General features: G+C 31.6%; 30 protein-coding genes and 1 pseudogene. 21 read left to right on the forward strand and 10 right to left on the reverse strand.

The genetic code is table 11. The annotated features are described in order from the left end of the window. Together RPL90_RS09830 and RPL90_RS09835 are read left to right on the forward strand one after the other, a co-directional pair. The coding region (locus tag RPL90_RS09830; RefSeq protein ID WP_313548509.1) for a GtrA family protein at positions 1–263 on the forward strand (263 nt) is incomplete at its 5' end. A 192-nt stretch (positions 264–455) separates the two neighbouring features. Further along, on the forward strand, positions 456–1,325 hold the full coding sequence (locus tag RPL90_RS09835) for a cation diffusion facilitator family transporter (protein ID WP_313548511.1): 870 nt from the start codon (positions 456–458) through the stop codon (positions 1,323–1,325). 298 nt (positions 1,326–1,623) lie between these two features. Here the strand turns inward: RPL90_RS09835 and RPL90_RS09840 are convergent, their stop codons facing one another. Beyond that, a complete protein-coding gene (locus tag RPL90_RS09840; protein WP_313548513.1) occupies positions 1,624–1,995 on the reverse strand; it encodes an aggregation-promoting factor C-terminal-like domain-containing protein in 372 nt (123 codons plus the stop codon). A gap of 355 nt (positions 1,996–2,350) precedes the next feature. On the opposite strand from RPL90_RS09840, the gene RPL90_RS09845 reads away from it, so the two are divergent. Then, the gene (locus RPL90_RS09845) at positions 2,351–3,037 is read left to right on the forward strand and encodes a 2,3-diphosphoglycerate-dependent phosphoglycerate mutase (RefSeq protein ID WP_313548515.1); all 687 of its coding nucleotides are present in this window, start codon (positions 2,351–2,353) and stop codon (positions 3,035–3,037) included. A 223-nt stretch (positions 3,038–3,260) separates the two neighbouring features. On the opposite strand, the gene RPL90_RS09850 is transcribed toward RPL90_RS09845, so the two are convergent. Continuing rightward, a complete protein-coding gene (locus RPL90_RS09850) occupies positions 3,261–3,374 on the reverse strand; it encodes a putative metal homeostasis protein (RefSeq protein ID WP_313548638.1) in 114 nt (37 codons plus the stop codon). Positions 3,375–3,587: 213 nt separating this feature from the next. Here RPL90_RS09850 and RPL90_RS09855 point away from each other — a divergent pair, with 213 nt between their 5' ends. From RPL90_RS09855 to RPL90_RS09890, 8 genes and pseudogenes are all read left to right on the forward strand, one after another. Then, positions 3,588–5,027, forward strand: a complete 1,440-nt coding sequence (locus RPL90_RS09855; protein WP_313548518.1) for an MDR family MFS transporter — start codon at positions 3,588–3,590, stop codon at positions 5,025–5,027. Positions 5,028–5,046: 19 nt separating this feature from the next. Continuing rightward, positions 5,047–5,394 carry an ASCH domain-containing protein gene (locus RPL90_RS09860; RefSeq protein ID WP_313548521.1) on the forward strand — a complete coding sequence of 116 codons (348 nt, stop codon included), beginning with the start codon at positions 5,047–5,049 and terminating at the stop codon, positions 5,392–5,394. Positions 5,395–5,583: 189 nt separating this feature from the next. After that, entirely contained in the window at positions 5,584–5,949 is a 366-nt protein-coding gene (locus RPL90_RS09865) for a cystatin-like fold lipoprotein (RefSeq protein ID WP_313548523.1), read from the forward strand. A 24-nt stretch (positions 5,950–5,973) separates the two neighbouring features. After that, complete coding sequence (locus tag RPL90_RS09870; protein WP_313548528.1) at positions 5,974–6,594, forward strand: DsbA family protein; 621 nt, start codon at positions 5,974–5,976, stop codon at positions 6,592–6,594. Positions 6,595–6,741: 147 nt separating this feature from the next. After that, positions 6,742–7,686: pseudogene (locus RPL90_RS09875) on the forward strand (metal ABC transporter solute-binding protein, Zn/Mn family); the annotation flags it as partial. 190 nt (positions 7,687–7,876) lie between these two features. Then, the gene (locus RPL90_RS09880) at positions 7,877–8,392 is read left to right on the forward strand and encodes a YceI family protein (protein WP_313548532.1); all 516 of its coding nucleotides are present in this window, start codon (positions 7,877–7,879) and stop codon (positions 8,390–8,392) included. Between the two features lie 198 nt (positions 8,393–8,590). Then, positions 8,591–9,184 (forward strand): DNA-binding protein, encoded by a 594-nt coding sequence (locus RPL90_RS09885; protein WP_313548537.1) that lies wholly within the window; start codon positions 8,591–8,593, stop codon positions 9,182–9,184. Next, a complete protein-coding gene (locus RPL90_RS09890) occupies positions 9,185–9,655 on the forward strand; it encodes an SRPBCC family protein (RefSeq protein WP_313548541.1) in 471 nt (156 codons plus the stop codon). A gap of 51 nt (positions 9,656–9,706) precedes the next feature. Here RPL90_RS09890 and RPL90_RS09895 read toward each other — a convergent pair whose 3' ends face one another. Next, entirely contained in the window at positions 9,707–10,111 is a 405-nt protein-coding gene (locus tag RPL90_RS09895; protein ID WP_313548546.1) for an Rrf2 family transcriptional regulator, read from the reverse strand. A gap of 162 nt (positions 10,112–10,273) precedes the next feature. Here RPL90_RS09895 and RPL90_RS09900 point away from each other — a divergent pair, with 162 nt between their 5' ends. Beyond that, positions 10,274–11,092 (forward strand): formate/nitrite transporter family protein, encoded by an 819-nt coding sequence (locus RPL90_RS09900; RefSeq protein WP_313548551.1) that lies wholly within the window; start codon positions 10,274–10,276, stop codon positions 11,090–11,092. Between the two features lie 150 nt (positions 11,093–11,242). Then, positions 11,243–11,779, forward strand: a complete 537-nt coding sequence (locus RPL90_RS09905; protein ID WP_313548555.1) for a GNAT family N-acetyltransferase — start codon at positions 11,243–11,245, stop codon at positions 11,777–11,779. Positions 11,780–11,841: 62 nt separating this feature from the next. Here the strand turns inward: RPL90_RS09905 and RPL90_RS09910 are convergent, their stop codons facing one another. After that, positions 11,842–12,273, reverse strand: a complete 432-nt coding sequence (locus tag RPL90_RS09910; protein WP_313548561.1) for an Hsp20 family protein — start codon at positions 12,271–12,273, stop codon at positions 11,842–11,844. 172 nt (positions 12,274–12,445) lie between these two features. After that, positions 12,446–12,883, reverse strand: a complete 438-nt coding sequence (locus RPL90_RS09915) for a MarR family winged helix-turn-helix transcriptional regulator (protein ID WP_313548567.1) — start codon at positions 12,881–12,883, stop codon at positions 12,446–12,448. A 220-nt stretch (positions 12,884–13,103) separates the two neighbouring features. Between RPL90_RS09915 and RPL90_RS09920 the strand changes: the two genes are divergently transcribed. After that, positions 13,104–13,460: a DUF3139 domain-containing protein gene (locus tag RPL90_RS09920; protein ID WP_313548641.1), complete on the forward strand. Its 357-nt coding sequence runs from the start codon at positions 13,104–13,106 to the stop codon at positions 13,458–13,460. 374 nt (positions 13,461–13,834) lie between these two features. Beyond that, positions 13,835–15,109 carry a cation:dicarboxylate symporter family transporter gene (locus RPL90_RS09925; RefSeq protein WP_313548570.1) on the forward strand — a complete coding sequence of 425 codons (1,275 nt, stop codon included), beginning with the start codon at positions 13,835–13,837 and terminating at the stop codon, positions 15,107–15,109. 54 nt (positions 15,110–15,163) lie between these two features. On the opposite strand, the gene RPL90_RS09930 is transcribed toward RPL90_RS09925, so the two are convergent. Further along, a complete protein-coding gene (locus RPL90_RS09930) occupies positions 15,164–15,505 on the reverse strand; it encodes a DUF4889 domain-containing protein (RefSeq protein WP_313548573.1) in 342 nt (113 codons plus the stop codon). 129 nt (positions 15,506–15,634) lie between these two features. Next, positions 15,635–16,456, reverse strand: coding sequence for a helix-turn-helix domain-containing protein (locus RPL90_RS09935; protein ID WP_313548576.1), 822 nt, complete (start codon positions 16,454–16,456; stop codon positions 15,635–15,637). A gap of 167 nt (positions 16,457–16,623) precedes the next feature. On the opposite strand from RPL90_RS09935, the gene RPL90_RS09940 reads away from it, so the two are divergent. Next, entirely contained in the window at positions 16,624–17,172 is a 549-nt protein-coding gene (locus RPL90_RS09940; RefSeq protein ID WP_313548580.1) for a peptidoglycan recognition protein family protein, read from the forward strand. Positions 17,173–17,242: 70 nt separating this feature from the next. Here RPL90_RS09940 and RPL90_RS09945 read toward each other — a convergent pair whose 3' ends face one another. Next, positions 17,243–18,181, reverse strand: coding sequence for a magnesium transporter CorA family protein (locus RPL90_RS09945; RefSeq protein ID WP_313548582.1), 939 nt, complete (start codon positions 18,179–18,181; stop codon positions 17,243–17,245). A gap of 76 nt (positions 18,182–18,257) precedes the next feature. Next, on the reverse strand, positions 18,258–18,869 hold the full coding sequence (locus tag RPL90_RS09950) for a TetR/AcrR family transcriptional regulator (protein ID WP_313548643.1): 612 nt from the start codon (positions 18,867–18,869) through the stop codon (positions 18,258–18,260). 162 nt (positions 18,870–19,031) lie between these two features. On the opposite strand from RPL90_RS09950, the gene RPL90_RS09955 reads away from it, so the two are divergent. The 3 genes from RPL90_RS09955 to RPL90_RS09965 all read left to right on the forward strand — a co-directional run bounded on the left by RPL90_RS09955 (position 19,032) and on the right by RPL90_RS09965 (position 23,194). Beyond that, complete coding sequence (locus RPL90_RS09955; RefSeq protein ID WP_313548584.1) at positions 19,032–20,309, forward strand: YhgE/Pip domain-containing protein; 1,278 nt, start codon at positions 19,032–19,034, stop codon at positions 20,307–20,309. Positions 20,310–20,497: 188 nt separating this feature from the next. Then, positions 20,498–22,168: a Na/Pi cotransporter family protein gene (locus RPL90_RS09960; protein WP_313548587.1), complete on the forward strand. Its 1,671-nt coding sequence runs from the start codon at positions 20,498–20,500 to the stop codon at positions 22,166–22,168. Positions 22,169–22,414: 246 nt separating this feature from the next. After that, the gene (locus RPL90_RS09965; RefSeq protein WP_313548589.1) at positions 22,415–23,194 is read left to right on the forward strand and encodes an SDR family NAD(P)-dependent oxidoreductase; all 780 of its coding nucleotides are present in this window, start codon (positions 22,415–22,417) and stop codon (positions 23,192–23,194) included. An 84-nt stretch (positions 23,195–23,278) separates the two neighbouring features. Here RPL90_RS09965 and RPL90_RS09970 read toward each other — a convergent pair whose 3' ends face one another. Beyond that, on the reverse strand, positions 23,279–24,043 hold the full coding sequence (locus tag RPL90_RS09970) for a DeoR/GlpR family DNA-binding transcription regulator (protein ID WP_313548591.1): 765 nt from the start codon (positions 24,041–24,043) through the stop codon (positions 23,279–23,281). 174 nt (positions 24,044–24,217) lie between these two features. Between RPL90_RS09970 and RPL90_RS09975 the strand changes: the two genes are divergently transcribed. Both RPL90_RS09975 and RPL90_RS09980 read left to right on the forward strand, forming a co-directional pair. Next, positions 24,218–25,300: an MDR/zinc-dependent alcohol dehydrogenase-like family protein gene (locus RPL90_RS09975; protein ID WP_313548594.1), complete on the forward strand. Its 1,083-nt coding sequence runs from the start codon at positions 24,218–24,220 to the stop codon at positions 25,298–25,300. Between the two features lie 43 nt (positions 25,301–25,343). After that, positions 25,344–26,342, forward strand: a complete 999-nt coding sequence (locus RPL90_RS09980; RefSeq protein ID WP_313548597.1) for a dihydroxyacetone kinase subunit DhaK — start codon at positions 25,344–25,346, stop codon at positions 26,340–26,342. Positions 26,343–26,349 lie beyond the last annotated feature (7 nt).

Genomic DNA, 26,349 nt, shown 5'->3' on the forward strand with positions numbered 1-26,349 from the left:
TGAGTCATATTATAGGTTTTATAGTGGCTTTTATAATTTCATATTATTTGAACTGTTATTTTGTCTATAAAGTACAGCCAACATGGAAGAAATTTATTCAATTTCCTATTACACAAGTGATTAATATGGGAATGCAAACTGGATTGCTTTATGTGTTTGTTCATTGGTTGCATATTTCTTCTGTAATTGCGCCATTTATAGGTTTAATGATTACGATTCCAATAACTTTTGTATTATCTAAACACATATTAAAAGATGAATAATATTAACAATAACTAAGGATGTTTATAGACTTATCAGCCAAGGAAGTTTGCTAATATATAAAGGATTTTTAGGTTAAGCTAAATCGTTTATTACAACAATTGTATTAAATAATTTTTATATAAAAAACGTTGTAAATGTTTGTTGAATCGGTCATAATAATATTTCAGTCTGGTTTAAGGTGGTTTAGCGCTATGAATCAAAGTAATAATTTAAAAATAGCACAAAGAGGTGCTTATTTAAGTTTAATAATCTATATTGTATTATCCATAGTTAAATTTATCGTTGGGACGCTTTACCATTCGGCAGCAGTAAGGGCAGACAGTCTTAACAATATGACGGATATTATCGTATCTTTAGCCGTAATTGTCGGATTGAAAATTTCAATCAAACCTGCCGACAGTAATCACCCGTATGGTCATTTAAAATCGGAAAACATTTCCACATTATTAGTATCATTTATTATTATGTTTGTTGGTATTCAAGTTGTTTTCGAAAATTTACCTCGTATATTTACTAACGAGAATGCAACACCTAATGTTATTACAATTTACGTCAGCATCATCAGTGGTTTAATCATGCTAGGCGTGTATATGATTAATCAGAAATTAGCTGGTAGAACGTCAAGTACCTCGCTTAATTCCGCAGCGAAAGATAACTTGTCCGATGCCCTTGTCAGTATTGGCACAGCCGTTGGACTAGTATTTACGCAATTTGGATTACCTATAGTCGATATTATTTTAGCTACATTATTAGGCTTGTTAATCATTTATACCGGCTTCGGTATTTTTAAAGAATCTATTTTTGCGTTAAGTGATGGATTTAACGAACATGAGTTAGAAGCATATAAAAATTATGTACAAGAAGTAGATGACGTTATAGATGTTCAATCAATCAAAGGAAGATACTATGGGAGTAGCGTTTTTGTGGATGTGACCATTATAGTCGCTTCGGATTTAACTTTAGAACAGGCGCATCAAATATGTGATGAAGTAGAACAACATATGCATTCTAAAGGTATTTCTTCAGTGTATGTACATCCCGAACCATATTCTATTCAATAAAAATATATGGCACCAAAGCATGTCGAACAAGTTGTATAAACAGCATCTTATTTCCTGAAAATAATAAGTGAAATAAGATGCTGTTATTTTTATCATCATGCTTATTATATTATAGCTATTAGCTTAATCTTATACCTTAAAACACTGTGGATTCATAAAAAGTGTATAGATCATTTGAGACTGTTCATTTAATACAATTAAGTGCAGCGACTAAAGCTAATAAAAAACTGCCAACAAAGCACGTCGCTTTGTCGACAGTTAAAACTTTGTCTATTTTAGCAAAGTTTATTTATAGAAATTACCACCAACCGTTAGCTTCACGGAAAGAAATAGCTTCATCAATTGAACCGTAACGTTCTTTGGCATATTGAACCATACCTTTAGTTTGTTCTTCAACAGAACCTGTTCCCCATGATTCTTTAGTTTGGCCTAGACCTTGATAGCCTAATTCATTAACTGCATCAGGGTTACCACCTGATTCAGGTAATACTACTTTTTGCCATAATTCTTCAGTACCACCAGCATTTAAAAATTGTTGATGTACAGATTCAGTTGATTGGCTTGCTTGAGTTGTTTCTGCTGCATGAGCGTCAGATGAACTTGCACTCACACCTACGCCAGCTGCTGTTATTGATAAAGTTGCGAAAGATGCTAATAAAAATTTCTTCATTATAAAAATCCTCCTATAAATTCTTTCACTGAATGTGTGAAAGTATGCTGTATTGTTTTAAAATTCGCTATATAAATAGTTACTTTATGTTGTTAAGTCATTTATGAATTAACGTAGACTAATATAACATCTAAAATTTTTGCATAGGTTACAACAAGATAAAAAAAGGATGAGTATTATGACTTTAAGAAGACAAATATTGCAATATAAAGTGTAATTTGTAACAAAAATAAGTGAATTAATTGTATATTTTGCCTCAAGCTTACATACTAGTAAGTGTAGGAAAGCGAATATAAGTATTACATTATTGAAATAATTTTGAAATATAAAATATGTAAAAGAAAGAAGGATGAATATGCCTAAACTTATATTATGTAGACACGGACAAAGTGATTGGAATGCTGAAAACTTATTTACAGGCTGGGCAGATGTTGATTTATCTGATCAGGGAAAAAAAGAAGCTATCACTTCAGGAAAAAAACTGAAAGAACAACAAATTGATATCGATATTGTCTTTACATCTTTATTAAGAAGAGCGATTAATACGACATATCATTTATTATCTCAGTCTGATCAATTATTTATACCAGTTCATAAAACATGGCGTTTGAATGAACGACATTACGGTGGACTACAAGGTTTAAATAAAGATGATGCGCGTAAAGAATTCGGTGAAGAACAAGTGCATTTATGGAGACGCTCGTATGATATAGCACCTCCAGAACAGAGTGAAGAACAGCGACAAGGCTATTTAAATGATAGAAAATATGAACATTTAGATAGAAGAGTAATGCCTGAATCAGAAAGCTTAAAAGATACATTAGAACGCGTAATACCCTATTGGAATGATCAAATTTCCCAACAGTTATTAGATGGTAAAACAGTGCTTGTTTCTGCGCATGGTAACTCATTACGTGCTTTAATTAAATACTTAGAAGATGTATCTGACGAAGATATTGTAGGTTATGAAATCAAGACAGGTGCACCGCTTATTTACGATTTAACTGAAGATTTAAAGGTAACAAATAAATATTATTTATAAACCAAAGGAAGTGAGACAATAATCTTATTTTTATAAGAAGATTTTGTAGTTCCTCCTCCGCAAAGATGGCTAGAGCTGAGAGCAGCTTGATATAAGTGCATGTGCAATTCAGTCATCTACTGCCTATATTAAAGTAGAGCCTGAAGACAATTATGTCTCAGGCCTCTTTCATATTGCATAGGGTTAGCGTATGCAAGGAGAAAATATTTAACCTGTTTAAGGATTAAACCGCTTTTTTATTACGTTTGTGCTGTTTGATTATCTTGAGTGCGCTTTTTCTCGTTTTGATGTTTGGACTTTTTAAATTACGTCTTGCTGTCTGTAAATCTTGTTTCATCATATAACCTCCTTAGAAATATGTCTTTTATTATGCTATAAATAAGAATAGATGTAAATAGTAATCATTACGATTTATAAAACTATTATAAAACTTTTTGGAAATCGAAATGTTTTTGTTTCTAAAAGGTTAAAAATTATGTATAATGTGACGTTGCAGTCAAAAGAACTTGAAATATTACAAACTACAACGACGAAGGCTATAGGAGGAAACATGTCACATAAAAATAAATTAATCATGATTATAACTATGTTGTTTGGTGGCTTCTTTGGTTTATTAAATGAGACCTTACTCACAACAGCATTACCAAGTATTATGAAAGACTTTAATATAGATTACACACAAGTACAATGGCTCACAACGGCGTTTTTACTAATGAATGGTATAGTCATACCATTATCAGCAATGATTATTCAACGCTATACAACAAGACAAGTCTTTATGAGTGCAATTGCTATATTCTTTATCGGTACAATGATTGCTGGATTTAGTCCAAACTTTACAGTTCTTTTAATAGGAAGAATAGTTCAAGCCTTGGGTTCTGGGATTATGATGCCATTAATGATGACAACGATACTAGATGTATTTGAACCACATGAACGTGGTAAGTATATGGGGACTTTTGGTTTGGTTATTGGTTTAGCACCAGCTATTGGACCTACATTGTCAGGGTATTTAGTAGAATATTTTGATTGGAGATCACTATTCCATGTTGTGGCTCCCATTGCAGCATTAACTTTTGTTGCCTCACTTAAATTTGTACGGAATGTAGGTACAAATAGAAAGACGCCTATAGATATTTTATCAGTTATATTATCTATCTTAGGCTTCGGTGGTTTATTATATGGTACAAGTTCCATTTCACGTGATGGATGGAATGATCCTGTTGTATTAACAACAGTTATCGGTGGTGTCATATTAGTTGCTTTATTTATCTTTAGACAAACGAAACTACCAATGCCATTACTAGATTTTGGCGTATTTAAAAATAAAGAGTTTGCAGTGGGTATAATCATCATGGCATTTACGATGATATCTATGATTGGCTCTGAAACAATATTGCCTATGTTTGTACAAAACATTATGCAAGAATCAGCACTACATTCAGGTTTGATTTTATTACCTGGTGCTATCGTTATGGCGATTATGTCGATTATTTCAGGCTTGTTATATGAAAAATTTGGAGCTAAAATTCTAGGTGTTATTGGCATGCTAATTGTCGTCATAACGACTAGCTTTTTCATAGTCATGAATGGTGAAACATCTAGTGGCCTATTAGCTACCATTTATGCTATAAGAATGATTGGTATAGCATTAGGACTGATGCCATTAATGACACATACAATGAATCAACTAACTCACGAAATGAATGCTCACGGATCTTCAATGACTAACACAGTTCAACAAATTGCAGCTTCCATCGGTACTGCAGCTCTAATTACAATCATGAGTCAAGTTGCAAAATCATTTAAACCAGACATGAGTGACTATAAAGGAATGAATCAAAAAGAAATGGGTATTAAGATACAACATGATGCTTTACTTAGTGGTTATCACGGTGCATTTTGGTTTGCCGTTTCTATTTCAGCAATTAGTTTACTATGTGTCTTTATGTTAAAAGGCAAACGTAAGCAAACAATAGAAAAAGCGTAATTAACTTTGGGGGAATACGATGGAACATCATATGAAGTTAAATAATGAGTCATTTCAACAAATAAAAAATGGTACAAAAACGATTGAGATTAGATTGTATGATGAAAAAAGACAACAAGTACGTGCAAATGATATTATTATTTTTTCTCAAATAGAAGATAAAAATAAAACAATTAAAGTTAAAGTGAAAGAAACAGTTGAATTTCCTTCATTTCAAGCTTTGTTAAAGCAATACACTAATGAAGAAATAGGTGCAGCTGAGGATACACAATTATCACAAAAACTTGCTTCTTTATACAATATATATAATCAAAGAGATGAATTAAATTATGGTGTACTTGCAATTAACATTAGATTGATAAAATGAAATGTATAAGGGTATTTTTATAAGCTAATAATTTTTAAATGAAAGGTAGATTGTGAGAAACAATTGCCTTTCATTTTTTATTAAGCAAAATAGTAATTTATGCTATAATTTGAAAGAAATATTAAGATTTGAATTTATAGTTAGTCTAAAAGGAAATTGTTTTTAGTAGAGTTTTTAGGAGAGAGAAGAATGAAAAAGGTATTATTTAGTTTTATAGCTATCACAGTATTAATAGCAGGTTGTAGTAGTGGTAAGTATGCCGACAAAATAGATAAAGCAGTTAAGGCTCAAGAAAAATATCAGACAAAATTAGCAAAAGGCCAAAAAGGTGACGTTAAAAAGAAATTTGATAAAAAAGATGCAAATATTTACGTATATAAAAAAGGTAAGTATGTAACATTAGCATATAAACCGTTAAAAGGTGACGCTGAAGCACATTATTACACGTATAAATTTAACAATAATAAAGCTAAATTAGTTAAAAACTTCAATTCTAAAGGTTATGTACAAGAACATAAAGCAGACTATAAAGAAGAAAATATGAACAAAAATTAGTTCGTTTGTCAATGTGGAGGACGCATGAAAAAAATCTGGACATTTGTAATCATCAGTTTAATTTGTATTGTGCTAGTTGCTTGTTCCAACCAACAAAACGCGCATAAAGAAGATAAATATACCAAAGATGGTAAGGTGAAATTAATTATTTATGGAGATTTCAAATGTCCATATTGTAAAAAAGTGGATACTAAAATTTTACCTAAACTAAATCAACAGTATATTAAACAAGGTAAGGTGGACTATCAATTCGTGAACATGGCATTTCTAGGTAAAGATGCTATTATTGGTTCACGCGCAGGTCATGCCGTTCAACTTTATGCGCCACAACAATATTTCAAATTTCAACAATCAATGTTTGCCCAACAGCCAAATAATGAAAAACAATGGATTACAACAACAAAAGTGGATCAGCAGATTGATAAATTATCGTTAGATACTGCGACAAAAGAAAAAATAAAAAAAGACTACAAAACACAAGATAGTAAATCTTGGAAAGCAGCCAAAAAAGATCAGCAACGATATAAGAAAAATAAAATTAAGACAGCGCCAACGGTGTTTATTGGTGGTACGAAGGTTGAAGACCCATATAAATATAGTAATTATAAACATTTAATTGATAAAAAATTAAAAAAAGATAAATGATAGAATAGAACATTTCTTAACTTGTGTTAAAAGTTAAGAAATGTTTTTTTAAAATTAAATCGAAATAATTACGAATAACGTCTTGAGTTTTATTATGAAAACAGTTATAATTATAAATCGTAAACATTACTATTTAAGGAGAATGACATGAAAAAGATAACATTTTTGACTCTGTTAGTTTTAATGATTGGCGTTGCAGCTGTTGCTTGTAGTAATAGTAACAGTGATAACAAGAGGGATAAAAAAGTTAAAGTTTATACTACCGTTTATCCATTAACTTCATTTGTCGAACAAATCGGTGGGGAGCATGTTGATGTGAAATCAATATATCCTGCTGGAACAGATTTACATAGTTATGAACCCACACAAAAAGATATATTAAAAGCTTCTAAAGCCGATTTCTTTGTGTATACTGGTGATGATTTAGATCCTGTAGCCAAAAAGGTGGCTGGAACAATTAAAGATAAAGATAAAAAATTGTCACTACAAACGCATATCAAACAAGGTGACTTACTTTCAGAACATGACGATGATGAACACGAACATGAGCATGGTGGAGAAGAACATCATCATGGTAAATACGACCCTCATATTTGGTTAGATCCAGTATTAAATAAACAATTTAGTAAAAATATAAAAGATAAACTAATCGCACAAGACCCTAAACATAAAAAAGAATACGAAAAAAACTATAACAAGTTAGCGCAAGATTTAAGCAAGATTGATGAGCAATTAACTGCTATTACAAAAGATAAGCAAAATAATGTAGCATATATCTCTCATGATTCAATTGGATATTTGGCTAAAAGATATGGATTTAAACAAGAAGGCATACAAAATATGAATGCTGAAGATCCTTCACAAAAAGATTTAACAAAAATAGTCCATGATATTCAATCACATAAAGTTAAGTACATTTTATTAGAAGAAAATGTCTCCACAAAAGTTACAGACACTGTACGTAAAGAGACTGATGCTAAACCTGTGAAGTTTAATAATATGGAAAGTGTATCTTCTAAACAATTAAAAGATAAGGATGTAACTTATCAATCAATTATGCGCGAAAATATTAAAAGTTTAGATAAAGCGCTACAAGGTTCATAAACGTTTTATTGCAAACAAACATAAAGCACCTCAATCTAAAGAATGTTTCTTTAAGATGAGGTGTTTTTTGATTGTAAAATGTCATTTGGTGGTAAATAAATAAAGTGAAATTTAATAGTTGATATATTTAATGTATTTGGTATAATAAGTATATCGATAAATTTGGAGGAATGGCGTTATGACACAATTTAATTTTGATAAAGCACATTCAGCATTAGAATTTTCAATTCGACACTTAGCAATTTCTAACGTAAAAGGACGTTTCACTGATTTTGAAGCTAATATCTCAGGTGATATTAATGATTTAAGTTCAATTAAAGGTGACGTAGTTATTAATGCTAGTTCAGTAAATACTGGCGTAGAAGACCGCGACAAGCATTTACAAGGCGGAGATTTCTTTGATGTAGAAAATTACCCTGAAATGACATTCACTATTAAATCAGTAAATGATAATTCAGTTACTGGTGATGTAACGATTAAAGGTGAAACACATGAAGAAACTTTCGATGCTAAGTTACAAGGTATTAGCAAAAACCCTATGAATGGTGCTGATACTGTAGGATTTATCGTAGACGGTAAAATTAATCGCGATAAATATGGCATCACATTTAACCAAGCATTAGAAACTGGCGGTATGATGCTAGGTAAAGATGTTAAATTTGAAGTGAGCTTAGAGTTTGCATTAGAAGACTAACATTGTAGTGAACTTCAGCAAACTAGCCTATTACAGGTTGTGTGCTCAATCATATCAAATAAACTATTTAGGTGGTTTATAATTTGAGACAGAGTGGGTTTAGATAATCAATTTGATTACTAATCCGCTCTTTTTTGTTAAAGGTAAATTAAAAAAGGGTATTGACTGAAGCATATAATTAATATTGGGGGAGCGATTATGTGTATACCATTACCTAAAATAGGCAAACCTGCCACAAATGCATTGATGAATAAAAATATTACTACATTAGAGGATGTTGCAAAGTATGATAAACATACTCTAGCTTCTTTTCACGGAGTAGGACCAAAAGCAATAAAAATTTTGGAAGACAATCTTGAAATACATTCATTAACTTTTAATAATAAACGAGAGAGCGACTTGCCATTTGAACTAAAAGGCGATCTCAAATGTGATAATGCACCTAAAAGACGACTAATGTTAGAATTTTTAATTGCAACAGCAACACGAGATAGCACTTTATTAGATCAAGTTGTACATAACGATTTTATGTGGGAAGTACCTGGTACATTTACAATTAATAATAAGAATAATTTTTTGAAAGAATTAAGTGAACACGCGGCACCGATAGAATCAATGACAGTGACATATAATATTAGCCATGGTAAAACGGGAGCCATCAACGGATATCAGGAGATGACAGATGGTAGTAAAATTCACTTTGCAGATTTTATGGAATTTGATAGTCATAAAAAAGATGCTAAAATTCAAAAGGTCACATCCTATGTCATTATGAACGGAGGAGATAGTTAAATGGGTTTAGAAGTAAATAATAATAAAATAATTTTCACAAGAATTTTTAAAGCAACTACAAAAGCTGTATACAAAGCATATTCAGATAAAACATTATTTGCACAATGGTTCCATCCTAAGGGTGCAACGACAGAAGTTTTTGAATTTAATGTACGTAAAGGTGGCAAAGCTTTCTTTGCAATTCATACGCCGCAAGGAACAAGTTACACTGTTACGCACTATAATAAAGTGGTAGAACCTAATCTAATAGATTACACCGACTTTTTTGCCAATGCACAAGGTGAAATTAATAAAGCGATGGCTGGTATGCATAACATCATACAAATTGAGGACGAAGGCGAAGGATATGTAAAAGTAATTGCGACATCAGAATTACCTGATGCTGCATCAGCCCAACGTTTAATAGATATGGGCGTAGAACAAGGTATGCATAGCACATTTGATAATTTAGAACAGTTACTGTCTTCATAAAGAAAACACGACTCAAGCTATAATATAGCAATTTGAGTCGTGTGTTATTATCTATTCAAAGCGATTAGTAACGTCTTCGATTGTGTAAGTATTTAATTTATTAATAATTGTGGTGTCGACCTCGGTATAAATATCGTTTAATGCGGGCGTGATGTTTTTTCCCACAGGACAATGTGTATTCGTGTCTTCGTGGATTTTAACGAAATGGCTAGCAACATCTGTAGTATAACGAAAAACCTCACCTAATAATATGTGACTTGCTGATTGTGTTAGTTTGTAGCCTGTAACACCTTGAGTACTTGTTATAAAGTGTCCATTTTTTAAGTAACGACAAATTTTGCGTACTAAACTCGGATTACTATTGACACTAGATGCAATGTATTGACTAGATACTGGTTCGTGTTCAAGTGATAGTAAGCTAAGTATATGTACAGCGATCGAAAATTGAGAGTTCATAAATAGGGCCATCCTTATCATACTACTTGTAATTTCTTTAAATACAAGTATAGTTTACTCGGTAAAACAGCATTTGACAAATTTTTTCGCTTTTTATTGTATGAAATTATAAAAAGTTATTATATCATATAAGAAACTGGATATTAAAGGTGGGTGGGGATTATGTTAGAAAATCAAAAGTCGGTAAAGGATACGTATAGTTCACTTGAAACTGTAAAAAGTATCGTAAGCCAGGCTCAAATGAAAGTAGTTATGTACGATCAAACGCCGGCAAAGTATGCATTTAAATCCATAATGTCTGGATTTTTATTGGCAATTGTTACTGTATTTATGTTAGCGATAAAAACACAATTTTCAGGAGCTCTAGAAGGGATCGTGAACTTGCTAGGTGCGGTTGCATTTAGTTTAGCATTAGTGTTAATTGTGTTAACTCATTCAGAATTACTAACGAGTAATTTTATGTATTTAACAGTGGGTTGGTATTATAAAGCCTTAAAAATAAATAAAGTAATGGTTATTTTTATCGCTTGTTTTATTTTTAATATCATCGGTGGTATTATCTTGTTTGCATTAATGAAGTTTACACATATTATGACGCCGGACATGATTAAAGCTTTAACAACGACGGTTGATTCCAAAACGATTGAAGCAACATGGTACGCTATATTAGTTAAAGGTATATTTTGTAATTTCTTTATTAATATTGGTATTTACATATCATTACAATTCAAAGATGGATTATCTAAAGCATTTTTCATTGCATGTGGCGTAGTCGTATTCGTCTTTATGGGATATGAGCACGTTGTATTTAATGCAGGTCTCTATGCTGGTATGTTGTTTTATAACTTTGATGCGGTTGCTTGGTTAGATGTATTGAAAAATATCGTGTTCGCATTTATCGGTAACTATATCGGTGGAGGTATTTTTGTAGGTTTACTCTATGCCTATCTCAATGGACACCGTGACAGTTTGAAAATTTAATAATGAACTTTGGGCTTGAATGAGGTATCACACTTCGTTCAAGTCATTTTATTTGTTACCCAAAGCTGTAACATGTAATATATTTTATTGTTATAAACAAGCTGTAGTAAAAAATACCTTATAGACATTTAGAAGAAGGGGGAGCTTTAATTGACTAATCATAATATTCGAATTGCAAAAGAACAAGATGCAGAAGCACTGCAACAGTTAATGTATGAAGCATTTACACCGTTAAGAGAGCTAGGAATCGACTGGCCATCTGTGAATGCTGATGTTGATGATGTAAGAAGAAATTTAATTGAAGGCACTACTTTTGTATTAGAAAATGAAGATGAAATTATCTCTACAATTACTGTACGCTATCCTTGGCAAAGTAAGCGTAGAGTATCGATATATCCTTTTGTATGGTGGTTTGCAACAAAACCTAAATACGATGGACAAGGTTTAGGAAGTAAATTACTAACTTATGTTGAAGAAACATTTTTACGAGATACATTGAAAGCGCCTGCGATAACGTTAGGTACATCTGCTAGAAAACATCCTTGGTTGTTAGGTATATATGAAAAACGTGGCTATGAAATATATGACGAACATGAGAATGGGGATGGCGACCTAGGCGTTATTATGAGAAAAGTTTTAATTCCTGAACGCTTTGATGAAGAAGTACTTGGAAAGCCACCATTTTAGCATAAAAATAACCCTTTCGCGCTACACGTATGATTGATGTATGACGAAAGGGTATTTTAATGTTAGTTAATTTCTATATTACTTGCATCATTAACGGTTGTATCTTGTTCTTTTGGTAACGTTACGTACAATACGCCGTTATCAAATTTAGCTGAGATTTGCTCTTGTATAATATGCTTAAAAGTAAATTGACGATTTAAGTCATTCGTAGCACGTTCTTTATGAATCATTTTGCCATCATCCGTAATGTTAGCTTGTGATTGTTTTGCCTCAATAGTTAATGTTTCATTTTCGAAATTCAGTTGAATATCAGTTTTATTAAATCCTGGTAATTCAGCCACTGCTACAAAATGATCACTATATTCTATAATATCTGTTTTAATCTCTTTTTTGAAAGGTGATTGTTCATATATCTGTCTACCTACATCTTTAAAAAATTCTCCGGGATCAACGTCAAATAAATTATGGTTGAAAGATCTTTTTTCAAATGCCAAATTAATCAGCTCCTTTAAATTAGTCTAAAAGATAGACTACCTACATTGTAAAAGGTATGTGGCAAAAAGCAAAATAAACTACATCCATTAGCATAAAACTAAGTGAATAAACTTATGAAGCTTACTCATTACAAGTTAATAATGTGGTTTGTTGTTCATTTTAGTAGTAACATTATAAATTTGCGCCGAAATTTTTATTCACAAAATTTTGTAACGTATCTTTTAACTCTTTTGATTCTTCAATATCCATGTCGAATTCAGTAAACACTTTTTTAGATACATCTAAAAGCTGTTCACGAATGTTTACACCTTCATGAGTTAATGAAACTTGTAAGTTACGTTCATCATTTTGTTCACGCATACGTTTAACAAAGCCTTTTTTCTCTAATTTTTTAAGTAACGGCGTTAAAGTACCTGAATCTAAGAAAACGCGTTTCCCCAGTGTTTTAATGTTTATTTTCTCATCAGGATCCATTGCAAGTAATACAATATATCCAGTATATGTTAAATCATATTCTTTTAAGTATGAAGTATATTTTTTTATAATTTCTTTAGAAGAAACATAAAATAAAAAGCACAATTGTCGTTCTAAATAACTATCTTTATCCATTTAATAAATCGCTCCTTTTGCTTTTTAACGATAATATTATAACGTCGCCATGTCAATAAAAATTGGAAGTGATACAATTTTTTTATAATTAGAACATTTATAAATATGTAGATATTAAGAACATTTTGTTACAAAGTTTATATAACTCTTTATAATTAAATAATTTTAAGCCATAATAAATAAGATACGTATTAACAAACTGGATTAAAGGAGATTCATGATGAAGACGTTTTTCAAAATACTAGGAATCTTAATTATTTCATTTATCTTAGCTGTTGTCTTCTTTTTTGGAATGAGAACTTATCAAGGTCATAAAAACCTTGAATTAGTGGATAAATATTTGGCTGAACATCATTTAACTGATAAAGTTCAATCTGAAAAAACGAAGTACAGTGGTAAAAAAGGCTTGTATTATAAAGAAGTGAAATTTAAAACAGATCCTCACTTAACATATGACGTACAACCAATTAGTACATTTAAAGGAATAGTTGTACAAGGTTTTGATAATGAAACGAAAAAAAGAGTTAAAGATGCTAAATATCAGCAGTTTGATCAAGATTACAAGCCTAAAAAGTAAAAAGTTTATTCAATGAGAGTCACAGAAATATATCATTTCTGTGATTTTTTATTAGTACAATAGGGACAATGAGTTGATTAAGTAAGCGTTCTCATATTATGTTACTCATTTATATAATTAACTTAAAAAAGTAGCGTTAAATAAATAGGAACTTCATAAAATATTAATTATTATCGCTGTAACAGTATTTAAATTGAAAATAGAGATTTATTATACTAGATTTTGCAAAATAATGCTGATGTTACTTATTCATGAATTTTAAGTGTGTATAATCACTTTAGTTGTAATTATGCACTAATTCAAGAAAAAGTTTATATTCTTTTTTTACTTTCTTTGATATAATTTAGAAATGTCAGAAGAAGGGGAGTTTCAACATGAAATATTTGAGAAAAATTAGTTTACCTACTCAGGTTATTATTGCTCTTATACTTGGTATCATTGTTGGTCTACTATTATATGGACACGATGAATGGGTAAATTACATTAAACCATTTGGTGATGTATTTTTAAATTTAATTAAAATGATTGTCATACCGGTCGTATTCTGTGCGCTAGCATTGTCAATTTCTAATGTTGGTGAATCTAAAACAGTTGGTCGTTACGGACTAAAAACAATCATATATTTTGAAGTTATTACAACAATAGCAATCGCATTGGGAATCATTTTTGCGAATGTCTTTAAACCAGGGTCTGGATTAGATCCTCATAAATTACCAAAAGGTGATATATCATCCTATGAATCATCTGCAAAAGCAGCTGAACATTCTACATATGGTAATCACTTCATTGACACACTTGTAAACATAGTACCTACAAACTTTTTTGAAGCATTAAATAAAGGTGATTTATTACCAATTATATTCTTCGCCGCTTTCTTCGGTATTGCGTTATCTGCAATCGGTAAAAAAGCAGAACCTGTAAGAAATGTTTTAGGTGGCGTTTTAGAAGCAGTATTCTGGATGATTAACAAAATACTTAAATTAGCTCCAATTGGTGTTTTTGCATTTATTAGTACAACTGTTATGACATTTGGAGCGTCAGCATTATTGCCACTTTTAAAATTATTATTAGTAGTTATCGGCGCAATGGTATTCTTTGTAGTAGTCGTTCTGGGCATTGTTGCTAAAATATGTGGTATCAACATTTTCCATATTATGAAAATACTTAAAAACGAATTAATATTAGCATTTTCAACATCAAGTTCAGAGTCAGTGTTACCAATTATCATGAAAAAAATGGAGAATTTTGGAGCGCCAAGAGATATTACATCATTTGTTGTTCCAATTGGATATACGTTTAACTTAGATGGTTCTGCCTTGTATCAATCTATAGCGGCACTTTTTGTAGCTCAAATGTATGGTATAGACATGTCAATTGGTCAGCAAATTATGTTAATGGTTACGTTAATGGTAGCGTCGAAAGGTATGGCAGGCGTACCAGGCGTATCTATAGTTGTTCTTGTAACTACTTTAGGTGCAATGGGGTTACCAGCACAAGGTTTAGCCTTAATTATTGGCATTGATAGATTACTTGATATGGTGAGAACGGCTGTAAACGTAATGGGTAATTCTTTATCAACAATCGTTATTTCAAAATGGGAAGGCGTATATAATAAAGAAAAAGGGCAAGAATATTATAAATCTATATAAATAAAGAGGGACAAATCAATCATTGATTTGTCCCTCTCTTTAATGAATACATGATTACATGTGCATATGACCCATGTCATGTATTTTCATCATTAAGCCGTGTGGAATGTCATCGTGCTTAACGATTTTCATAGAAGAATATTTGTCAGCACCTTTGGCTTTAACTAGTTTTACGAAATCACCTTTTTCAGGTGAAAATCCACTTTTAGAAGGGATTGTTACGTCTTTTTCTACTTTATGATCTTTTTCGTTAATAACTTTTTCGGCAGTATGTTTATCTTTCATATAACCGTAATACGTTTCTTTTTCACCTGTAGACAGCATTACGATAACTAGAACGATACTTACGATTAACATGACTGCGATTAAGCCGAAACTAAATACTTTTTTATTCATATTAATTCTTGGCTCCTTTAACTAACTGTAGTATCTATATAACCTTATTATAATAATAATACAGATAAAAACAAAATTAAATCGTCAAATTTTACTTGATTTAACAAATTTGTCGTATTTTACATGATTTTAATGTCTATATAACTGCTTAAATTCAATTGGAGAGATATTAATATAAATAGTCGGATTGTTATGTAGGTGAACGTATTGTTGTCTATGTGCTAGTGGCGTTGTGTTTAAATACCTTTTAAAATGAGTTAAATAGGTGTAATAATTTTTAAAGCCAAAAAAGTAGGCGATAGATGTAATTGAACTATTGGTTAACAAAAGCTCTGGTATAGATAGCGCGATTTTTAAACTAGTAAGATAATATTTAAAATTTACATTTAGCTTTCTGCTAAATAATAATGAAATATAACTAGAGGAAAAATATAATTTTTGTGCTAAGTAATGTGAAGTAAGTGTTTCTAAACTATAACGGTTAATATATGAGGTTATATTATTTAAAGAAGTGCTTGTTGAACAAATAATCGGTTTGTAAATTTTACTATGCGTTACGTATGCTTCCGTATTTAATAACTGTAAAATATCGAATAATAGTAGCGTATTCATTGTATTATTGTAATGATATTCGTTGATGATTTGAAAAATTAATAATTTTAAAGCGTGAGATGATTGTAGCTTTTGATAATTATAATGGCTGATAAACAAATTATAATGATTTTGACCAAGTAGAAACAAAGGAATTTTAATTTTTATTATTTGAGTTCCAGCAAGTATTGTGTATAAATCATTATGATTAATAATTAAGACGTTATCATCTAAAGCTATTGTTTTGCCATTTAGACGTACGTTTAAATCGTTACTTAGTGAAAAGTATATAATAAGGTGATTTAAACAACGGCACGTAGTCCTCGTATAATCATTGTAGAAGTGGATGGTACAGTGCATTAAACCAACTCCTTCCATAAGATGTTTTCATTGGGGTAATTTTCATTATACAATAGTTAACCTAACTAATTTTTACTACAGTTTTATAAAAACTGAAAGTTATCGTTACAGCTTTGTGTTGTTAAAATTTAAATAATAAAAATGTTATGTTCAGTAGGTGAGTGTAAATGAAGCATATATATTCGGATTACTTTAATGGTAAATCAAAAATTACTAATAAAAAACAACAAATATGTGGCATCGTCTTACATGACGATGCAGAAAATATGGCTGCTAAAGATTATATAGCATGGCTCAAGGAAAGGGAACAACAAGCTTGTTTAGAAAAAGGATGGGCTAGTATATATGTTGATAAAGAGACCTGTTATTGGTTTCACCCTATTGACTATGTAGAGTGGCATTGTGGTAATCGCTTTGCAAATGAACATTATGTAGGTATTGAAAGATGTCAATCGAAAATAGATGGTGTATTGTCGGATTCACAATTTCAGGAAAATGAAGAAGCTAGTTTTGCGGTCGCGGCACAAATTTTAAAAGACCAAAAGTTACCGGTGAACAAAGATACTGTAAGACTGCATAGAGAATTTTTCGATACTGCTTGTCCAGCTAGAGCATGGCAAATACATGTTAATAATGGTGAAGATTCTCTAACAAACAGGGAGCGATTAAAGGATTACTTTATTAGACGTATCCAAAGCTATTACTCGCTTATATAACATTGATAAAACAGCTATACTACGATAATGGTTACATTACAGTAGTATAGCTGTTCTATTGTTTATAAGGTTAAAGTTTCTGTTTGCGCCATAAAAATGCACCGACAAATGATACAAGTATCAGCGAAATAACAATAACGATTATCCATGAAATATAACTGTGAGCGTTAATAGGTAACGGCACGTTCATACCAAAGAAGCTAAATACTAACGTTGGTAACGTTAAGAAAACCGTAAATAATGTTAATGTCTTCATAGTGTTATTTAATTCATTTGATAATAGAGATGCATGTGAAGTCGTAATACTCTCTAAAATTTTAGTATATAATTCAGTTGTTTCGACGGCTTGTTTATTTTCGATCACTAGATCTTCGAGTAATTCTTCGTCTTCATCAAATCTTTTAATAGCGGGCAATCTAAATAGTTTTTTTATAATGTTATCATTACCTTTAAGTGCCGCTAAAAAGTAAACTAAACTTTTTTCTACTTCCATTAGATTATACAATTGTTTATTACTAACATTGTTTTTTAAATTACGTTCAATACGTAGTCTAGTTTTGTTTAATAATCGTAAGTTTCTGTTATAGTGGTTTGCTATTGTTAATAAAATATTTAACGCAAAGCGACTGTGATATTTTAAATTAATGTGTTGGCGTGAGAAGTTTTCTAGAAATTCATTTTCTTCATTACAGATCGTAATGATTCTTTTATTACCAATAATGATACCTAACGGAATTGTTATAAAAGAGAGCACATTATGATTTGTTTTATTGACTATTGGTAAATCGATAATTATTAAAGAATAACCGGATTCATCATCGTATTCGATACGTGAACTTTCTTCACTGTCTAATGGGTCTTTAATAAAATCTTCAGGAATATTATATTGGGACATTATTGATTCAATTTCTTCTCGTTCAGGCTCGACAATATTAATCCAAGAAGCTGTTGAATCTACAGTAGATTCGATAATTTCTTGATTGTGATTATGTTTGTATGCTGTAATCATTTCCCAATACCTCCTTTCAAAATAAATACTTTATTATATTAGCGAATAAATAAGTATCTTACAACAATTATTATATTTAATATTGCTCATATTGTTGGTTAGCCATTAAGCGCAACGGACCATTAAATATTATTTTAAATAAAATATCGGCTAAATCATCAACATTCATACGATTTTCATCTTGCACCCAATGCTTTATAAATGAAATGGTAGCCCCTGAAACATAACTATGAAAATAATCTAATGGTATATCGGCGATTTGATTTGTATTAGTTATATGTGTTTGCATATTATTGAACATTAATTGACTAATTTTATCTTCGATTTGACTTTTGCGCTCTAAATTTAATATGACTTTATAAAAATCAATGTTCTTTTCGATATAAGACATAATATTTTTTAATATATTTGAAGAGAACGCTTTAGCAAATGATTCCGTTGAATCATATTTTTTGAGCATATAGTCGAAGTTTAGCTTTTCGGAGAGATTTTTAATATAATCATCTTCCATTGAAGATAATAGGTCATATTTATCTACATAATGTAAATAAAATGTGCCTCTATTGATATCGGCTAGTGTTGAAATATCTTTGATAGTAATTTTATCGAGTTCTTTTTTTTGTAACAATGTGATAAAAGCTTCTTTAATAGCTTGTTTCGATTTTTTTATTCGACGGTCTTCGATAATGATTCCTCCAGTTATTGGACATTTTAGTAGTGAATGTTGATTTATAGACAGTGTGAACAATATTGGTCATTGTCAGTGCATTTAAAACTATTATAATAGATAAGGTGATAGATATTCAACAACGTGTTCAAAAACGTTTTGATACAAGGAGGTAAATAAATCATGAATATTTTAAAAAGTAAATTATTGTGGATTACACCAATAGCAATCGTAATTATATTAGGTATTTTTTCAATTGCGTTTTATCCTGCATATAACCCTAAACCTAAATCTGTGCCTATAGCAATCGTTAATCACGATAAAGGGACATCAATTCAAGGCAAAAATGTAGATATTGGTGGAAAATTAGTAGATAACTTAAAAGATAGCGATTCAAAATCTATTAAATGGGTTGAAGTAGATAGCGAAAAAGAGGCTCAAAAAGGTTTAGACAAACAAAAATATTATGGCGCTGCTATTTTAGAAAAAGACTTTTCAAAAAATGCGATGAGTCAAACGCAAAAAGTCGTAATGGATAGTAAGAAAGCCGAAATGAAAGAAAAAATTAAGTCTGGAGACATTCCTCCAGAACAAGCTAAAAAGATGCAACAATCTGCACCTAAAAATGATGTCACTGTAAAACAAGCACATCTTAAAACATTGGCTAATGGTGGAGCTAACATGCAAGCCTCTCAAATGGCTTCAAATGTCTTAAAAGGTTTAGGTGAGAATATTAATAAACAGATCACTAAACAGAGTATTAGCACATTAGAAAAACAAGATGTCAAAGTGAGTGCGAAAGATATTAATAGCATTACGAATCCGGTAAAAGTTAATGATAAAAAAGTTAACGAAGTTAAAGACCACCAAGGTAGTGGGAATGCACCATTCTTAATGTTCATGCCAGTATGGATAAGTTCTATTGTTGGTTCAATTTTATTATTTTATGCATTCAGATCTAGCCATAACATTACTATTGTTCAACGTGTGACAGCTACACTAATACAAATTGTTGGTGCAATTGTTACTGCCTTTATAGGTGGTTTTGGCTATATTTACTTTATGTCAGGTGTGCAAGGTTTTGAATTTGATGATATTAATAAAATTGCACTGTTTGTATCCATAGCCATTTTAAGCTTTATGGGTCTAATTATGGGAGTAATGACATGGTTAGGAATGAAATCCATCCCAATCTTCTTTATTGCAATGTTCTTTAGTATGCAATTAGTAACATTGCCAAAACAATTATTGCCTAAATTTTATCAAGATTACATCGTCGATTGGAATCCGTTCACACATTATGCTAATACAATTAGAGAATTAATTTATATGCATCAGCCGATAACAATGAATACTACAATGTGGATGTTTGTTGGCTTTATGATTTTCGGTGTTATTTCATCACTAATAGCAACTATAGTGAGAAAACATAGTAATAAAACTACAGAAATTCCTTCATAAAATTTAATAAGGTAAAGAAGCTTCGCTTTAGAATAAAAAATTTCTATAGCGAAGCTTCTTTTATTTTGTAATATCATTACAAAATGATTGAGTTATGACCTACATAATCTTTAACTTATCTTAACATTATCTTAACAAAAATTAGATATAATTTAAGTAGTTAACAAATAATTTAAAGAGGTGTGGCGATGAATGCTTTTGCAATAGAAATTCTATTTACTTTTATTGGTGGACTAGGCATTTTCCTGTATGGTATTAAACAAATGGGAGACGGTTTGCAAGCTTCCGCAGGCGATAGACTGAGGAGTATCTTAAATCGTTTTACTAGCAACCCAATAATGGGTGTGCTTGCGGGTATGGTTGTTACAATTTTAATTCAAAGTAGTTCTGGCACTACGGTAATTACAATTGGTTTAGTCACTGCTGGATTTATGACCATGAGGCAAGCTATTGGTGTTGTAATGGGAGCTAACATAGGTACAACGGTTACAGCATTTATCATTGGGATTGACATTGGTGCTTATGCACTCCCTATACTAGCCATCGGTGCATTTTTAATATTCTTTATTCATAAGCGAAAAGTAAAAAATATTGGTATGATTTTATTTGGTTTCGGTGCATTGTTTTACGGACTCGAATTGATGAGTTCTGCAGTTAAACCTTTAGCTAATTTAGATGGTTTTAATAAAATTATGCTCGATATGTCATCGAATCCTGTATTAGGATTACTGGCTGGAACAATAGTAACTGTCGTTATTCAAAGTTCAAGTGCAACGATAGGTATCTTACAAGGATTTTACGCAAATGATTTAATTTCATTACATGGTGCGTTACCAGTATTACTTGGCGATAACATAGGTACAACGATTACAGCTGTATTAGCTAGCTTGGCAGGTTCCATTGCTGCGAAACGTGTCGCAATGGTACACGTATTATTTAATGTTATCGGCGCCACAATCTTTATTATCATATTACCTTTGTATCAAGGTACAATGGCATGGATTCAAAAAGTACTTAGTTTGAAACCAGAAATGGTAATAGCATTTGCTCATGGCTCTTTCAACGTCACTAATACACTAATTCAGTTACCTTTTATATTTGCGTTAGCATGGATAGTGACGAAAATTATACCGGGTGATGATATTCACGAAAAGTTTCAACCACGTATTCTAGATAAAAATTTAATAAATAGAGCGCCGAGTTTTGCATTGCAAGAGGCGCAAGATGAAATACAGCATTTAGGTCATATGTCATATGCAGTGTTAGAAAATGTGAAATGCTATGACGATAAAGTGAAAAAAGATATAGCACAAAAACAGGCAGTTGTAGAAAACATGTATGATAACATTCGACAGTATTTAACAAAAATATCAGAGAAAAAGTTGTCAGCAAAAGATGCAGAACGTATGTCGGTGTTATTTGATGTAAATAGAGCAGTATTGAAGGTGGCATCGTTATCGCAACAATATTTCAAAATAATAGAACAACAACGTACTGACAAAATTTATATTTCTGACGAAGCCCAAGAAAGTATTAATCAGTTGTATGATCATGTTACGATTTCTTTTAACAAAACAATAAAAAACTTTAATGTATATGATCGTATAACAAAAGAAGAAATCGTCAAACGTAGTAGAGATTCATATGGACTAGAACATGAATTAAGAAAACAACATATTCAACGCTTGAATGCTGGTGATTGTTCACCTGAAGGAGCGATATTATACTTGGATATGATTTCAGTGTTAGAACGTATAGGCTATCACGCGAGAAATATTTCAGAAGGCATGATTAATTACAATCATCTTGAACGCGCTGAGTATAATCAATCAAATCAAGGCAAGCTTGAAACAACTTAAAAAATATAAAACGTGCGCATTATGCAATTATACTAAATTATATATTATCTAGGCGTTTTATAAATAATTATAACAACATAATATAGAGTGTGTTGCGCTCTAAAAAGTACGAACCGATACAATTGGTTCGTACTTTGTTTATTTAAATAGTTATAATAATATTAAATATAAAAGAAAACGTTTCCATTGCAATATATGAATTGTTTATCTTACAATCATTTTATAAAAGTTTTTGGAGGTATAAATATGTCAATTTTGGATAAGTTTAAATTAGATAATCAAGTTGCTATCGTTACAGGTGGTGCCTCTGGATTAGGAAAAGCTATGGGTAAAGGTTTAGCAGAAGCAGGCGCTCATTTAGTAATAGCTGATATTAATTTAGAATTAGCACAAGCTACTGCAGATGAATTTACAAATGATACAGGTAATAAAGCAATTGCTTGTAAAGTAGATGTAACGAATGTCGACGACGTTTATCAAATGGTTGAAGATGTAAAAAAAGAATTTGGTAGAATTGATATTCTATTTAATAATGCCGGCATTAATGAGCACGTAAAATTTGAAGATATGCCATATGACAGATGGGTTAAAAATATGGATGTAAACATCAATAGTATGGTATTAGTATCACAAGCTGTAGGCGAAGTGATGATCGAACAAAAACGTGGATCTATTGTCAATACATCTTCAATGTCTGGTATTATCGTAAATACACCTCAGCCACAAGCGGCATATAATACTTCTAAAGGTGCTGTAATTATGTTCACGAAAAGTTTAGCTAACGAATGGGCAGAATATAATATCAGAGTGAATACAATTGCGCCAGGTTATATGAAAACTGAATTAACGAAAGATTACTTTGCTCAAGGTGGAGAAATGATTGATACTTGGATGAAATTCACACCAATGGGTAGACCAGGCGTGCCTGAAGAATTACAAGGCGCAGCGTTATATTTAGCTTCTGATGCCTCATCGTTTGTAACAGGAAGTATCGTAACAATAGACGGGGGCTATACTGCACTATAATTAAATAGTTACATAATGATAAACAAAAGCTCAACCCAAATTTTAAACTAAAATCTGGGTTGAGTTTTTTAAGTGCTATATCGTTTATTCAGCAATTGTTATTTTAAAAGGAACATCGGATAACCATTTACTATTAGGTTTTTTATTGGTGATAACTTCGGCAATGTCATTTAATTTGGCAAAAGATAGCGTTGATGAAACGTCAAACTTACTATGATCGATAAGTGCGATCACTTTATCACTTTCTTGAACCATTTGTTTTTTTAATTGTACTTCTGGTAATGAAAAATCTGTTAAACCATTTTGCAAAGTTAGCCCGTTTGCAGACAGGAAGAAATAATCGATATGATACATTTCTAAAATTTGTGAATCAATATTACCTGTAATCGCGTTGGAATCTTGTGACACAAATCCACCGACGATAAGCACAGTTAAATGTGGGTTCTCTTTTAATAAAACAGCATTTTCTAACCCGTTAGTAATAATAGTTAATTCCATCGACGTTTCGGCGAGTAATTTAGCTAATTCATACGTTGTTGAACTAGCATCTATCATTATGCATTGTTGTGGTTGGATTTTATTGATGGCGTTTTGACTAATATGATGTTTTTCGTCATGTCGTTGTGTTAAACGATACGAAAAGTTAAGTTTAGATTCTATATTTTCATTTACTTTTGCTCCGCCGTGTGTACGAACGAGCTTATTTTCACTTTCCAACCTACGTAAGTCACTTCTAACCGTTGCCTCAGTTACACTTAAATAATTAGATAGTTGTTTTACAGTTGCCCTTTTATGAGATTTTATATATGTATAAATATTTTCACGACGTTCATCTGCATACATTTTCATCTACGTCACATCCTTAATTTAATCTTAATTCATTTTATATTATTACTCAATATGTAAACATAAACAAATAAAAATGAAAAGAAACGAAAAAATATTTGAAGAAAACGAAAATATATATTAAAATAATAATTGTAAATGAAAGCGTTTCCTAAATTTGAAAGGGAGTTGTATATTATGACAAAGAAAAATTATCCTGAAACTATGAATGCAGTAGTAGCGTATGCACCTGGAGATTATAGATATGAAACTGTTGAGACGCCAACAATCGAAAATGGTAAAGAAATTGTGGTAAAAGTTGAAGCTTGTGGTATTTGTGCAGGTGACATTAAAGCCTATGGTGGGGCGCCAAGTTTCTGGGGAGACGAAACACAACCGTCCTACATTAAAGCGCCAATGATTCCAGGTCATGAATTTATTGCGCGTGTCGTAGATAAAGGTGATGAAGTAACGGATTATGAAGTTGGGGATAGAGTTATTTCTGAACAAATCGTTCCTTGTTGGAATTGTAGATTCTGTAATCGTGGCGAATATTGGATGTGTGAAAAACACGATTTATACGGTTTCCAAAACAATGTTAACGGTGGTATGGCTGAATACATGAAATTTACCAAAGAAGCTATTAACTATAAAGTTCCGGAAGATTTACCAATTGAAAAAGCAGCCTTAATTGAACCCTATGCGTGTAGTTTACATGCGGTACAACGTGCCAACATTAAATTAGGCGACTTTGTAGTTCTATCTGGTGCCGGCACTTTAGGCTTAGGCATGGTCGGAGCAGCTAAAAAAGCAGGCGCAGAAACATTAGTTGTATTAGATATGAAAGACGATCGTTTAGAATTAGCTAAAAAATTCGGTGCGGATATCGTTATGAATCCAGCTGAAGTCGATGTAGTACAAGAAATTAAAAATATGACAGAAGGTTATGGTTGCGATACTTATATTGAAGCAACGGGTCACCCTAAATCAGTAGAACAAGGATTAAGTGCGATTAGAAAATTAGGTAGATTTGTTGAATTCTCAGTATTTGGAGATCCAGTAACTGTGGATTGGAGCATTATATCTGACCGTAAAGAACTAGATTTAATGGGTAGTCATTTAGGACCTTATTGTTACCCACTAGTTATTGATGGCATTCAAAATGGTGATTTTCCAACTGAAGGTGTAGTAACACATAAATTACCTCTCGAAAAATTTGAAGAAGGATTCGAGTTAATGAAAAAAGGCGACAAATCACTAAAAGTAGTGTTAGAACCATAAACATCATAGATGAATATAGCTTCAATAAAGGAGAGAGTAATAAATGAAGAAAATGATAAACAATCCTGATAATGTGATTGATGAGTTAATGACAGGTTATCTTGCAGCTTATCCAGAATACATTAGACGATCATCTTTACACCAACGTGCACTTATCGGTACAAAACGACACGAAAAAAGAAAAGTAAGTGTGTTAATAGGTGGGGGTTCTGGTCATGAACCTGGATTTTTAGGTTATGTCGGTAAAGGTATGGCAGACGGTGTTGCGGTGGGGAACATCTTTGCCTCACCTTCACCAATTCCAATTCAAGCTGTTACGAGAGAAATTAATCAAGGTCACGGTGTACTTTATATTTATGGTAACTATGCGGGTGACTTAATGAACTTTGAAATGGCGAGTGAAATGACTGAAATTGAAGATGACATTCAAACAGAGGTCGTTATCGGTAATGATGATGTTGCATCTTCTAAAGATCTAGATGATAGACGTGGGATTGCGGGTGAATTATTAGTATTCAAAGTAGCTGGTGCAGCGGCTGACTTTGGATATGATTTGCAAGAAGTGAAACGTATTACACAATTAGCTAATGATAATACGCGTTCAATGGGTATTGGTCTCAGTCCTTGTTATTTACCTCAAACAGGTAAACCAAGTTTTGATTTAGAAGACAATGAAATGGAAATTGGACTTGGTCACCACGGTGAGCCAGGAATTGAAAAGACTACGATTCGTACTGCCAAAGAAACAGTTAACGTTATCATGAAGAATATTCTAAATGAAGGACTATATGAAAGTGGCGATGAAGTAGCAGTGTTAGTTAATGGCTTAGGTGCTACGTCACAAATGGAATTGTATATCATTAATAAAGAGGTTAGTGAAATATTAGAAGAAAAAAATATTGTTACTTACAAATCCTACGTAGGTAATTTTATTACATCAATGGAAATGGGTGGCTTTTCGGTAACATTGATGAAATTGGATGACACATTGAAATCATGTCTAGCACATCCAGTAGATTGTCCTAATTTTAAAGAAGTGTAGGTGGAAT

This window comes from Staphylococcus kloosii, assembly GCF_032139365.1.
Classification (GTDB): Bacteria; Bacillota; Bacilli; order Staphylococcales; family Staphylococcaceae; genus Staphylococcus; species Staphylococcus kloosii_A.